The following is a 12,291-nucleotide window of genomic DNA, read 5'->3' as shown; positions in this document are numbered from 1 at the left end:
CCGGCATGCCCACGTCCCCTCACCTGGCTGGGCTACCCGCTTCCCTCTGCCCCATGGCCCTGCGCATCGCAGAGCAGAACCTCAGGAATCGGTGACCTCGGGGCGGACCGGGGGCAGTGCCCACGGTTCCAGCGTTCCGTCACAGAGCTCGGCCAGGAACTGTACGGCTCCGCCTTCGTAGTGCCACCAGCCCCCGTTCCGGGACGCGACGGTGACCCGCCACTGCTCCGGGCCGTGCTCGATGGAGCTCCACAAGAACCGGTCTCCCTCGGCTGACTCGGCCCAGGGCAGCAAGCCACCAGGTGCCGGATACGGGAGGCGCAGGTCGGCGGCGTCATCGGAGTCCCACCAGTCCCGCTCTTCTCTTCGCGCATGACCCGCAAGCGGTAGATCTCCAAGCCCGGGTCGGGGAGGCCGACGAGGAGGAAGTCGTCGAGCGTGAACGCGGGATACCGCTCGGCCAGGCGCTTGGCGTCGGCGGGCAGGGTGGTGCCGAGGCCGTCCTCGAACACAGTCCAGTCAACCTCGGCCGACTCCGACCGGCGGTGAGCCACCAGTCCGGGAACGGCCCGCTCCAACACGGCGATCGCCTCGTCCGGATCAAGCAAGTCTGCTGGGGTGGTAGTGAGGCGTGATCCGAATTCTTCGGAGTCCGGTGGTCGAGGATATCGAGAACGGGCCACCGGCCCCGTCCCCCGGACGTCAGCGGCCCCCGCCGGCGGTACGAGAAGGAAGGAAACACCAGCATGGCGATTCAGCGGATGGACAACGTCGGCATCGTCGTCGAGGACATGGAGGCCGCCATCGCGTTCTTCGTGGAACTCGGTATGGAGCTGGAGGGCAGGGCGGAGGTCGAGGGCCTCGTCGCCGACCAGTGCACCGGCCTCGAAGGCGTGCACTGTGACATCGCGATGGTGCGGACCCCGGACGGACGCAGCCGGCTCGAGCTGGCGAGGTACCGCAGCCCCGCGGTAATCAGCGCCGGTCCGCGCGACCGGCCGCACAACGTGCTGGGCACGCACCGCGTCATGTTCGCCGTCGACGACCTCGAGGACACCGTCGCCCGCCTGCGCCCGCACGGTGCCGAACTCCTCGGCGAGATCGCCCGGTACGACGACAGCTATTTGCTGTGCTACGTGCGCGGCCCGGAGGGCATCATCGTCGGGCTGGCCGAGCAACTGCGCTGAGGCCGAGCAACTGCGCTGAGTTCGTACGGCCGACGGGCCGGGCGGCCGTACGCGGACGGCTGAGCGCAGCTGCGATCCGCGACCGGAGCGAACCCGCCCCGGCGGCCCCGCTCAGCCGATGTGGACGACGCGCGCCCACGCGGGCGGGGCGTCGGGGACGTAGTCCGGATCCTCCTCGTTCACGGTGCGGGGAGGACGGGGGAAGAGGCCGACGACCGTGCGACAGGACGGCTGCGCGGAGGGCCAGGGCGTCTGCCCGTCCGTCAGGGCGACGATGACGTCCGGACGGGGACGGGAGCGCAGCGCCCGAGCGAAGCCGGACCGCAGGTCCGTGCCCCCGCCGCCGATCAGTTCGAGGTTCTCGGCCCGGCACAGCGGTACGGCGACGCCCGCGGCCGCGTCGCAGGAGATCACCGAGACGAGGTCGCGCCTCCCGCCCACCGCCCGTGAGATCGCCGCGACCTCCAGCAGCGCGCCGCCCAGCTCTGCGTCGCTCACCGACCCGGAGGTGTCGATCACCACGCAGACCCGGGGCGGCATCCGGCGCAGGCTCGGCAGCACGACGCCGGGGACGCCGGCGGAGCGGCGGGACGGGCGCCGGTAGCTGTGGTCCTCGCCCGCCCCCGGCGCGCCCGCGGCCGCGCGGAGCGCCGCGCCGAGCAACTGCCGCCACGGTTGCGGAGGGTGGAACGCCTCGTCCGCCCAACGCCGCCACCCCTCCGGAGCATCCCCGGGCCGGCCGGTGATCGCCTCGGCAACCCGGAAGCGCACGGCGTCGCGCTGCTGCCGGCTCAGGCCGTGCGCCCCTTCGGGCCCCAGCTCCCAGGGCCGCGCGTGCCCGTCGGCGCCGCTGCCGCAGTCCAGCCAGGCCAGCCGTGGTGTGCGGCCCGCCATCGAGAACCGCCGCAGGTACTCCTCCATCAGCAGCCCGTCGGGCAGGCCCAGCATCGCCGGGAGCACGACCCCCGCCGGCTTCGGCAGGCCATCGCCGTAGACGTCGTCGTTGATCTCGAAGTCGGCCGCGACGTTCTGCCGCAGCCGCTGTCCCGGTCCTTGTTCGCCGTGCTCCCGGGCGTACCGCGCGCTGCGTTCGTGGTGGTCCCGCAGCAGGTGGGACACCTCGTGCACCCAGACGCCCGCCAGTTCCTCCAGGGGAGTGCGGGCCACGAAGGACGGGCTGACGTAGCAGCGCCAGTGGGCGTCGACCGCCATGGTCGGCACCGACCGGTCCTCCACCACGTGGAGCGCGAAGAGCGCACCGGCGAGGTACGGGCGGACGGCGACCGCGTACAGCCGCGCCGCCAGCAGCTTGTCCATGTCCAACGGGATCACGGGGCCTGTCACGTCTCCGGGAGCTGCGGCTTGCACCGGCCGCGGCGCCGGGGGCGGGGACATGGGGCGCGGCAGCGGACGCGGCCTCGGCTGCTTCACGGTCCTGCTCATCGGCGCCCACCCGCCGTGCTCTTGGCGCCGGCGGCCGCCGCGGTACGGGCCACCGAGTCCTCCGCCCGCCGGGCGAGCCCGACCACGGCGGCGAGGCGCTCGACGGTCTCCGGGACCTCCCAGCCGTCGCGGCGCAGCGCGGCCAGCGCCTTGGCAGGGGCGACCAGCAGATCCGGCGCGCCGGTCTCCAGGGCCCTGACCAGCACCGCCCAGCCCGCCTCCCAGCGCTCCCGCTCCGGGCGCGCCCCGACGGCGGCGACCACGGCTTCCAGCGCGGCCTGGCGCAGGTCGCCGCGCTCGGGCAGTTCGGCAGCGGCCGGGTCGGCGAGCAGCGATTCCGGGTCGGGCAGCTCCATACGGTCGATGTGGGCGAGCAGTTCGAGGCCGGGCCCGTCCCCGACGGCGCCCCGGACCAGCAGCGCCAGCACGTCCCGGGAGACGGAAGCCGCCGTGCCGAAGGCGAGCAGGGTCATCGCGGCCTCCCAGCTGCGCGGCGAGGGCCAGGCGCCACCGCGCCGCGTCTCGGTGGTCGGCAGCCGGTGGATCAGGTTCGGCCGGGCGTTCAGGAAGCCGCAGACCGCTTGGCGGGCGAACGCCACCGCCTCCGGCAGTCCCGCCGGGTCGAGCCGGGGCAGTTCCGCGCGCGGCCAGACCCCGCCGAGACCGCGCACCACCACCTCCCGGTCGTGCACCCAGTACAGGTGCACGAACCGGTTCGCGAGCGGCGGGCTCAGCTCCCAGCCGTCCGCGGCCGACGCACGCGGATTGGCCGCGGCCACGATCCGTACGCCGGGCGGCAGTTGCAGCGCGCCGACCTTCCGCTCCAGGACGACCCGCAGCAGTGCCGCCTGCACGGCGGGGGTGGCGGTGGACAGTTCGTCGAGGAAGAGCAGCCCCCGCCCGGCGCGCACCAGCTCCACGGCCCACTGCGGCGGGGCCATGGGCACGCCGTTGGCTGCCGGGTCCTCGCCCACGATGGGCAGCCCGGAGAAGTCGGTCGGCTCGTGGACGCTGGCGATCACGGTCGTCAGCGGCAGGGCGAGGGAGGCGGCGAGCTGGGTCAGCGCGGCCGTCTTGCCGATGCCGGGCTCGCCCCAGAGCAGTACGGGCAGGTCGGCCGCGACGGCCAGGGTGAGCGCCTCCAGCTGCTCGTCGCGTCGCGGTTCGGTCGTGGTCGTGCGCAGGAGGGTCAGGAGGTTGTCGGCGAGGGAGAGCTGTGCACGGTCGGCCGGGGGCGGCACGGGCACGGGCAGGGAAAGGACGGTGTTCGAGGTCATGGGCATCACCTGGGTGTGTTGGGGGACGGGAGGCCGTCCCGGATGTCGTCGTCGTTCGGCGGCGCACGGGGGCGTGGGCGCCGTAGGTGCGGTACGCACAGGACCTGCGGAGGTCGGCGTCCGGTGGCCGGGGCTGGTCCGGTTCAGGTCCGGTCGGTGGTGGGTGTGGTTCGGGTACGGGGGCGGTCGGACGAGGCCGTGCGCCAGGCCAGACCGGGCCCGCGGAACGCGGGCCTGCCGGCGCGGGCCTGCCGACCTGCGGACCTGCCCGCCTGCGGCCCTGCCGGCCTGCGGCCCTGCCGGCCTGCCGGTCTGCGGCCCTGCCGGCCTGCCGGTCTGCGGGCCTGCCCGCCTGCGGCCCTGCCGGCCTGCCGGTCTGCGGGCCTGCGGGCCTGCCGGCCTGCGGACCTGCGGGCCGTCAGCGGTTCAGGCCGGTCCGGGGCCGGGAACGGCTGCCCTGCTTGCGGCGCATCTCCCCCGGCAGACGGTGATCGAGCCGTGGCCGGTGGCCCCTGCCGCCCGTCGCGGCCGCGGCGGGATGCACCGGTACCAGGCCCGAGCGGAAGAGCCCGTGGTCGACGCGACCGGCCACAGCCGCTTCCAGCGCTTCGCGCAACGGCCCTTCGCGCAGGACGGCTCCAGGGCCGAGCAGTCCTTCGACCACGGCCAGGGCCCCGGTCACGTCGCCGTGGCCGAGCCGCTCACGGACGGCGGGCAGCGCCTCGGGGCTGCGGTGCACCGTGTCGATCGCCCTGAGGCAGGGCAGTCCGGGCCCACCGAGCGCCATGAGCAGTTCCTCACGGGCCAGTTGGGCCGGATCATGATCGACCGCCGCCAGCCTGCCGTTGCGCAGCGCGATCCGGTGGACCTCCCCCAGGCACTCGACCCGATGCGGATCCGTGGGCCCCGGGGCCGAGTCGTACGCCGGCCTTGCGGGGCCTGGCAACGCCACCGGACCCGATGCGGTGCCCGCGATTCCGGGAGCGCACAGCGCTGCCGCGACCAGCGGATGGAGCCGTTCGGCACGGAGCAGGCCGGCCCGCAGCAGCTCCAGGTCAGGATGGCTCCGGACGGCGGCCTCCGGGAGCACCGGGAGCGCCGTGATCTGCTGCGGCGCCGGCGCCTCCCGTACCGGCCGGAGGACCGGGGCATGGCTGTCGTCGGGGGCGACGAGTTCGAGTACGGAGTGTCTGCGTGCACCGAGCCGTACGGTGAGAGCCCCGCGAGGTCGGCCTTCGGCCCGCAGGAGCAGTTCCGCCTCGTGGGCCCAGTGGTCCGGCGGCCACGAGGGATCGTGCTCGGCGGGCCGGTACGGTGCGTCCGCGCCGCACCTGTGTGCCAGCTCGGCGCTGCGCGTGGCGTCCCACAGGTGGCGGTGCAGGTCGAGGCGGAACCGCCGGTCGGGATGGGGATGCGGGTGGTGCTCCGGTGCACCGTCGCGCGAATCGTCCCAAAGGGTCAGGGACATCCGCTGGCCGGCGTCCGCCCAGGCGGGCGGCGTCCGCACGACGAGCTGCGGTCCCGCGTCGCCCGGGTCGCCGTAGCGGGCCAGCGCAAGGGTGAGTCCGGGCCGGAGCCGCCCGTCGGGGGCGATCCGGGGCATGTGCCAGCGCAGCAGATCCGGCGCCAGGCGGCGCAGATCGGCCCGGAGGCGGGTGGCGAGGTGGGTGCCGTGGCTGTCGCGCACGGCGCGCAGATCGAGATCGACGTCGATCCGGGCGGCGGCGCAGGCGCCGGCCCAGTCTCCGGCCGCACGGCGCGCGGTCGCGTTCTCGATCATGGACGGTGGCACGGCGTAATCGCGTACGCGCTGCCACATCAGCAGGTGGGCGGGAATCGGTTCCACGAAGTGAAGTGCCATCAGCACTCACCTTGCGTGGACGATTCCCCCAATCCGAAAGAGGGGAAGTTGTTCATCACCGGCATCATAAGCAGCTTCCGGATCATCTGTCAGCCACAAACCGTGAGGCCGGGCGCTGTGGCCGGTGTCGGTACGATGGATCAACAAACGTCAGCCGCTCTTCAGCCGGCGGACGAACTCATCGCCCAGGCGGCGCTGGAGGTCGGCCAGTTGCTCGTCGGTCAGGCCCGTGAGGTCGCTCGTAGCGCCTCCGCCCTTCGCGGCGCCGGTCTGTTGCTTCTGCTGCTCCCGGCGTTTGAGTTCCTGCTCCTCGGGAGAGCCTGGCGCCGCGTACGCGCAGCGGATGAGGACGCCGTCGGCGGCCTTGAGGCAGGTGGCCTCGCGGCCGTCGACCGGGCCCCTGCCCTCGACGCGGTAGCGGATGTTCTGCTCGCTGCCGACGGTGGCCGTCCACGTACTGCCTCCGGTCGGGACGACCTCGAAGACCTGGTCGTCGTTGTAGCAGCAGACGTCCCGGTACTCGGCCTTGATGAGCGCGACGAGGGCCTTCGGCGAGGACCAGGCCGGATCGAGGCGGCGGATGGTCATGGGCGCGAGGCCGCCGCCCTGGTGGCGGGTGGGCACCGTCGAGACGGCGACCACCGAGCTGGCCTCGCCCTGGGGGGTGAGGGGGGTGACGTAGGCGCTGCTTCCGGCGGCGCCGTTGTACCGGAGCGTGAACTCGGACTCGTTGCCCTCGTTGGCGCCGTCCTCGGAGGCGTCCCAACCGCTGCGCTCGAACCACCAGTCGCTGAAGCCGCCCACCGCGGCCGTGCCCTCGCGCTGGCGGGCGGCGAGACTCAGCGGGTAGGACGGGCCGGGGACGGCGGAGGTGTCGGTGGTGATCGTCAGCTTGCCGGTCGTGCCGTCGTAGAGGGCCACGCCGGCGGGGCGTTCGGTGACGACGAGGAACCCGGTCTGCCGCTTGAGGGGGACGACCACGACCGGCGTGCCGTTCGAGCAGGTCACGTAGGCGTCGTCGGCCTCGAAGCGGACCCAGCGCTGCACGGCTGAGATCTTCCGGCCGAGATTGTGGTTGAACCACCCGCTGATCCGGGCACCCGCCTTCTCCACGTCGAACGGACAGCGCTCCTGGCTGCGGCCGCTGCCGCCCAGGGGGACCTCCTGTACGAGGCCCACCTCGTAGCCGGCGAGCCAGCCGCGCCGCTCGACCAAGGCGCCGAAGCGGTCCGAGTCGGGCAGGTAGGTGATGTCGGAGATCTCACCGGTGACATCGCCCAGATGCGGGGCGGCCTGCGCCTTGCCGACCACATACGGGGAGCGGGCCGACAGCCCGGGCACCGGCTCGGTCACGATCTGCGCAGTGGCCATGTACGCGCGGTCTTGCAGGTAGGCCCCGTACACCAGCCAGCCGACGGCGAGCGCGATACCGAACACACCACCGAACCACCCCAGGACGATGGCCGTGTTCCCGCCGCCCCCGGTACGACCCGCGCGCCTGCGGATCCACCGCACCGCCACCCCGGCCGCGACGCAGCACGCCACGAGCAGCAGGGGAAGCGCGAACCAGGCGAAGAGCTTGCGCAGCTCCCACACCGCGATCGTCGTGTAGTAGGAGGCGTACCACAGCACGCATGACGCCGCGAGTATCGCCAGTCCCCAACGCCATGCCCGGCCCATAGGTACTCCCCCGCCCCCGGTCCGGGCCCCCGCCCGGTGTCACCCGTTCGATTCTGCACCCCGGGCCGGTCCGTGTCACCGGCCTCGCGCCCGCCGGTCGGGCAGATGCCAGCGGTACGGCGCGACGAGCGCATCGATACGGTCCGGCCCCCAGCTCCCGGGTGCGTACGGTTCGACCGCCGGCGGGGCGTCGAGCAGCGGGGCGGCCACCTCCCAGAGTCGTTCGACGCCGTCGGAGCGGGTGAAGAAGGACTGGTTGCCGCGCATGGCCTCCAAGAGGAGGTGCTCGTAGCCCTCCAGCGAGTTCTGCGCGGCGAACGAGGTGCCGTAGTTGAAGACCATGTCGCCGTCGGCCAGCTGCATCGACGGCCCCGGCTCCTTCACCAGGAAGCGGGCGGTGATGGAGCCCGGATCGTCGAAGTCGATGACGAGTTCGTTGCTCCGGCCGTCGGCGGCGGCCCGCGCGTCCAGCGGGAACATCCGCAGGACCGGCTCTCGCAGGCCGAGCGTCACGACGTGCCGGCCCTCGGCCAGGGCCTTTCCCGTGCGCAGGTGGAAGGGCACCCCCGCCCAGCGCCAGTTGTCGATCCCGACCCGCAGCGCCACGAACGTCTCCGTGTCCGATGCCGGATCCACGCCCTGCTCGTCGCGGTATCCGGTGTACTGGCCGCGGACGACGTGCGCGGGGTCCAGGGCGCGCATGCTGCGGAAGACCTTGACCTGCTCGTCGCGGAGCGCGTCCGCCTCCAGCACGACCGGCGGTTCCATGGCGACGAAGCCGAGCAGCTGGAACAGGTGGGTGACGACCATGTCGCGGAAGGTTCCGGTGCCCTCGAAGAAGCGGGCGCGGCCCTGGATGTCGATGTGCTCGGGGACGTCGATCTGTACGTGGCTGATGTGCTCCCGGTTCCACAGCGGCTCGAAGAGACCGTTGGCGAAACGGAGGGCCAGGACGTTGTCGACGGCTTCCTTCCCGAGGAAGTGGTCGATCCGGAACACCCGTGACTCGTCGAACACGCGGTGGATGGCGGCGTTGAGCGCGCGGGCGGACGCGAGGTCGGTGCCGAAGGGCTTCTCGACGATGACCCGGCCGTTGCCGGCGAGCCCCGTGGCGCCGAGCAGGTCGATCATCGAGGTGAAGGCGACGGGGGGCACGGCGAGGTGGAAGAGGCGGCGCGGCTCTCCCCCGAGGGCCGTCTCGGCCGCCCGCACCGCTGCGATCAGCGGGTCCGCCGCTCCCGTGTCGGCCGCGCCGAACGACAGGGCGGCTTCGAACGCCTCCCAGGCCGGGCCCTCGGGCTTCGAACGCCCGAACTGCTCCACGGCCTGTCGCGCGTGCGTCCGGAACTCCTGATCGGTGAGCGCCTCCGCCGCGGGAGCGGTACCGACGATGCGGTAGCGCCGCGGCATCAGTCCCGCGCGTGCCAGGTGGAACAGTCCGGGCAGCAGCTTGCGCCGGGCCAGGTCGCCCGTGGCGCCGAACAGCACGATGACGTGGTCCGCCGGGGGCTCGGGAGACTGCTCGGGAGACTGGGCAGGCTCGACCATCGGGCATCCTCACTCGTCGGCGCCTGAGCGCTGCACCGGCACGGCCCGGGCTCTGCGCCGCGTCCGCCGTCATGGCGGCGACCGTGCGTCCTCCAGCCCACTGTGCCCGCCCCCGCCCGATCCGGCATCCGGGCCCACCCGGACGGGCCCGGACCGGTCCGCCGAGCCCGGTCGCGCCAGGCGCTGCCGCAGACGCCGAAACCGGGAACCGTTTCCCCCGTCCGGCCTACGGCGCGGCTGCGGGCGGCAGCCCGGCTTCGGGGTGCCGCCCGCAGGTGCGGTTCAGCTCGTGGGCACGGTGTCCTCGAAGGCGGTGCCCGCCGACCGGTACGCCGCGATCTTGGCGTTGACCTGGGCGGGGGTCAGCACCTGGTCCTTGACGTGGAGGACGTAGTCGACCTGCTGCTCGTACGCGCGGGGGGTGGTGGACGTCTGGCCGTTGAGGTCGATCAGCCACTGGTTGAAGTTGATCGACATGGGGCGTTCCGGGAGGTAGGAGGCGTCGTGGGTGCCGAAGGGCTGCCCGTCGACGTAGTACGTGATGGCGTTGTTGTCGATGGTGACGACGAGGTCGTGCCAGCCCGCGTAGCTCTGGCGGCTCTCGGTGTGGGCGTTGACCGCCTGCCACGGGTCCGGGTTGTAGGTCTCCCAGGAGGTCGTGTAGAGGATGTTGGACGGCTCGCCCCAGCCACCGTTGGGGAGGTACTCGAAGTCGTACTCGGCGTAGTCGTCGGCCATCGGGGCCTTGAGGTCGTTGATGGTGAAGAAGGTCTGGACGATGCGGTCGCCGTCGGGGCCGGACCTGGGGGCGTCGCTGAACTTGACGCGGGCCGCGTACGTTCCGTTCTTGAACTTGGTTGCCTTGGTGAGGACTTCGGTGTGTTCGGTGCCCGAGGCCGTGCCGTTGGTGGAGGTCTCCAGGGTCATGACGGTGTTGCCGCCGCTGGTGGAGAAGGTCACGTTGGAGGGGTCCCAGGTGGCGCCGGGAACGCCCGGGCCGCCCGCGTTGGAGCGCACCGACCAGCCGTTGGCGGAGATCTTCGGATCGGTGTGGGCCGTGTACGTGAAGTCGTCCCAGAGCGATCCGGAGCCGCCGGGCGGGGGCGTGGTGGGCGGCGGTGTGGTCGGCGGGTCCGTGGGGGTGTTGCCCGCGGGGGCGGTGCCCCAGACCAGGGTGCCGGCGCGGGTGGCGGTGACCTTGGTGGAGTCGCCGTAGGCGGTCTGGGCGGCGATGAAGGAGTAGTCGTCGCTCTGCCGCAGCGTCTGCCAGTTGGACTGGTGGAAGCGCAGCTGCATGTCGCCGGTGTCGGCGCCGGGGGCGAGGGAGCCGGCGCCGGAGGTGAAGCCGATCTCCAGGTAGCGGTCGGCGGTGTCGGTGGGGTTGGTGAGCCGGCCGAAGGTGCCGGTGATGTTGGCGCAGCCCTTGACCGCCCAGGAGCAGGCGAAGCGGTAGGCGGCGCCGGGCGAGTCGGCCTTGAAGTAGTAGCGGAGTTTGACCTCGCTCAACGGCAGGGCCGTGGTGCCGGTGTTCTTCACCTTGAACCAGGGCTCGCTCTGGTCGGCGGTGGCGCCCGTGGCACTGGTGCGATACTGCACGGACAGGCTGCTCGCCGCGCTGGCGGTGCCCGGCAGGGCGGCGAGGGCGGCGGCTCCCAGAGCCGTGGCGACGGCTGCCGCGGCGGCGGCCCGCAGGCGGCTGCGGCGCAGTCCGGCCGTCCGGTTCTCGGTGCCGGTCGGGCCGGGTGAGCCGGTCGGGCCGGTCCGGCCGGGTGAGCTGTTCGAGCTGGTCACGGTGGGGGTCCTCTCCGGGGTGCGATCGGGGCGATGTCATGCGGAGGGCGCTGTGCGTCGCATGGAGCGGGGTACGTGAAGCCGGCACAGGTCGTGGAGCCGGCACAGGTCGTGGAGCCGCGACAGACCAGAGAGCTGACCACTGAGTCACTGGACAACTGACCTGTTGATGCGTAGAGAAACTGGCATAGACCAATACGACCGTCAACCCCCTTGTATCCACGGCCTTTTGCCCGACTCTCGCAGCGGTACGTCGCAATCAGCTCGTAGACTGCACCTGACCAGTACCGGATGGTGGCCAACCCGGCCAAGGACTGGTGGATGCGGGACGCGGTACGCGGTACGCGGTGGTGACGCCGGAGAGGGGACGACGCAGATGCGCGAAAGAAGCCCGGGCACGGCCCGGTCGGCCGGGGCGGGCGCGGCGCTGCCGGCAGAGCCTGCCGTCGTACCGCGTTCTGGGATCGGCGGCTCCGACGGGATCCGCCCCGGAGGCGTACTCAAGCGCGAGCGGGTCCGCGATGCGGTGCTGGGGATGGTCGAGGAACGTCGGGCGGGGGACGCGATCCCCTCCGAGCGGGCCCTGTGCGTGCAACTCGGGGTGTCCCGGCCGACGCTACGGGCGGCCGTCGACGAGCTGGTCGCCGCCGGCGTGCTCATCCGCGAGCACGGTCGGGGGGTGTTCGTCGCTCCGGAGAAGATCACCCAGGAGCTGGTCCACGGGCACCACTCGCTCAGCGTGCCGCGCGCTTCGGGGGCTTGGGCCAGTCGGCTGCTGGAGTTCACGACCGTGCCGGCCGGCGCCCGGGTGGGCCGCAGGCTGTGCCTCTCCCCCGCCGCGCAGATCGTCTACGTGGCCCGGCTGCGGCTGGTCGACGGCTACCCGATGGCGATCGAGCACCTGCACATCCCGGCAGCCCTCGTCCCCGGCCTCACCTCCCGAGAACTCGAGCAGGGCGACCTCTACGAGCATCTGCGCACGCACCACGACGTGCGCGTGAACGAGGCTACGCAGACGATCGAGCCCACCGTGGTGACCCGCGCGGAGGCCGAACTGCTGGAGGTACCGGAGCTCTCGCCCGCCCTCCTCTTCGAACGGCTGACCACCGACACCGCGGGGCAGCCCGTCGAGTACGTCCACTCGCTCTATCGCGGCGACCGCTACCGCATCGTGTCCCGCCTGACCCTCCAGGCCGACACCGCACCCGCAGCACCCGCCACACCGTCCGACGGGCACCATCCGGGCATCCCGCCGGGCGACTTCGTCCATGGCGACCCGGTGGCCGCGTCGACGCTGGGAGACGTGCAGGGCCGACGCTGAGGGGCGGCGTACACGTGGTGCGGCAGCCGGATCACGTCGCCGCGACCCGGCTCCCGCTGATCGGTGGTCGCTGATCAGTGGTCGGTGGTCGGTGGTCGGTCAGGAGCTCATGATGTAGCGCAGGGCGAGGCCGGATGCGGTTGTCCAGTAGGTGACGCGGGCTCCGTCGTCGAAGGGGACTTG

At 72.6% G+C, this 12,291-nt stretch carries 9 protein-coding genes; 2 read left to right on the top strand and 7 right to left on the bottom strand.

Translation table 11 applies throughout. The annotated features are described in order from the left end of the window. Window positions 1-81 precede the first annotated feature (81 nt). Window positions 82-255 carry a hypothetical protein gene (locus tag ACFWP3_RS29475; protein WP_384226946.1) on the bottom strand — a complete coding sequence of 58 codons (174 nt, stop codon included), beginning with the start codon at window positions 253-255 and terminating at the stop codon, window positions 82-84. Between the two features lie 491 nt (window positions 256-746). On the opposite strand from ACFWP3_RS29475, the gene ACFWP3_RS29470 reads away from it, so the two are divergent. Then, window positions 747-1,187: a VOC family protein gene (locus tag ACFWP3_RS29470; RefSeq protein WP_384226943.1), complete on the top strand. Its 441-nt coding sequence runs from the start codon at window positions 747-749 to the stop codon at window positions 1,185-1,187. Window positions 1,188-1,298: 111 nt separating this feature from the next. Here the strand turns inward: ACFWP3_RS29470 and ACFWP3_RS29465 are convergent, their stop codons facing one another. From ACFWP3_RS29465 to ACFWP3_RS29440, 6 genes are all read right to left on the bottom strand, one after another. After that, window positions 1,299-2,504 carry a VWA-like domain-containing protein gene (locus ACFWP3_RS29465; RefSeq protein WP_384226940.1) on the bottom strand — a complete coding sequence of 402 codons (1,206 nt, stop codon included), beginning with the start codon at window positions 2,502-2,504 and terminating at the stop codon, window positions 1,299-1,301. 122 nt (window positions 2,505-2,626) lie between these two features. Next, window positions 2,627-3,907 (bottom strand): AAA family ATPase, encoded by a 1,281-nt coding sequence (locus tag ACFWP3_RS29460; protein WP_384226937.1) that lies wholly within the window; start codon window positions 3,905-3,907, stop codon window positions 2,627-2,629. Window positions 3,908-4,325: 418 nt separating this feature from the next. Next, window positions 4,326-5,768: a hypothetical protein gene (locus ACFWP3_RS29455; RefSeq protein ID WP_384226935.1), complete on the bottom strand. Its 1,443-nt coding sequence runs from the start codon at window positions 5,766-5,768 to the stop codon at window positions 4,326-4,328. A gap of 150 nt (window positions 5,769-5,918) precedes the next feature. Further along, window positions 5,919-7,400: a hypothetical protein gene (locus ACFWP3_RS29450; RefSeq protein ID WP_384226932.1), complete on the bottom strand. Its 1,482-nt coding sequence runs from the start codon at window positions 7,398-7,400 to the stop codon at window positions 5,919-5,921. A 123-nt stretch (window positions 7,401-7,523) separates the two neighbouring features. Further along, window positions 7,524-8,996: a glucose-6-phosphate dehydrogenase gene (gene zwf, locus ACFWP3_RS29445; RefSeq protein ID WP_384226929.1), complete on the bottom strand. Its 1,473-nt coding sequence runs from the start codon at window positions 8,994-8,996 to the stop codon at window positions 7,524-7,526. 282 nt (window positions 8,997-9,278) lie between these two features. Further along, complete coding sequence (locus ACFWP3_RS29440; protein WP_384227030.1) at window positions 9,279-10,703, bottom strand: cellulose binding domain-containing protein; 1,425 nt, start codon at window positions 10,701-10,703, stop codon at window positions 9,279-9,281. A gap of 460 nt (window positions 10,704-11,163) precedes the next feature. Between ACFWP3_RS29440 and ACFWP3_RS29435 the strand changes: the two genes are divergently transcribed. Continuing rightward, the gene (locus ACFWP3_RS29435) at window positions 11,164-12,108 is read left to right on the top strand and encodes a GntR family transcriptional regulator (RefSeq protein WP_384226926.1); all 945 of its coding nucleotides are present in this window, start codon (window positions 11,164-11,166) and stop codon (window positions 12,106-12,108) included. The last annotated feature ends 183 nt before the right edge of the window (window positions 12,109-12,291 follow it).

The sequence above is a fragment of the Streptomyces sp. NPDC058525 genome (assembly GCF_042719495.1).
Taxonomy (GTDB): domain Bacteria; phylum Actinomycetota; class Actinomycetes; order Streptomycetales; family Streptomycetaceae; genus Streptomyces.
Note: the sequence above shows the minus strand (reverse complement) of the source record. Positions and strands in the feature narration are given on the sequence as shown.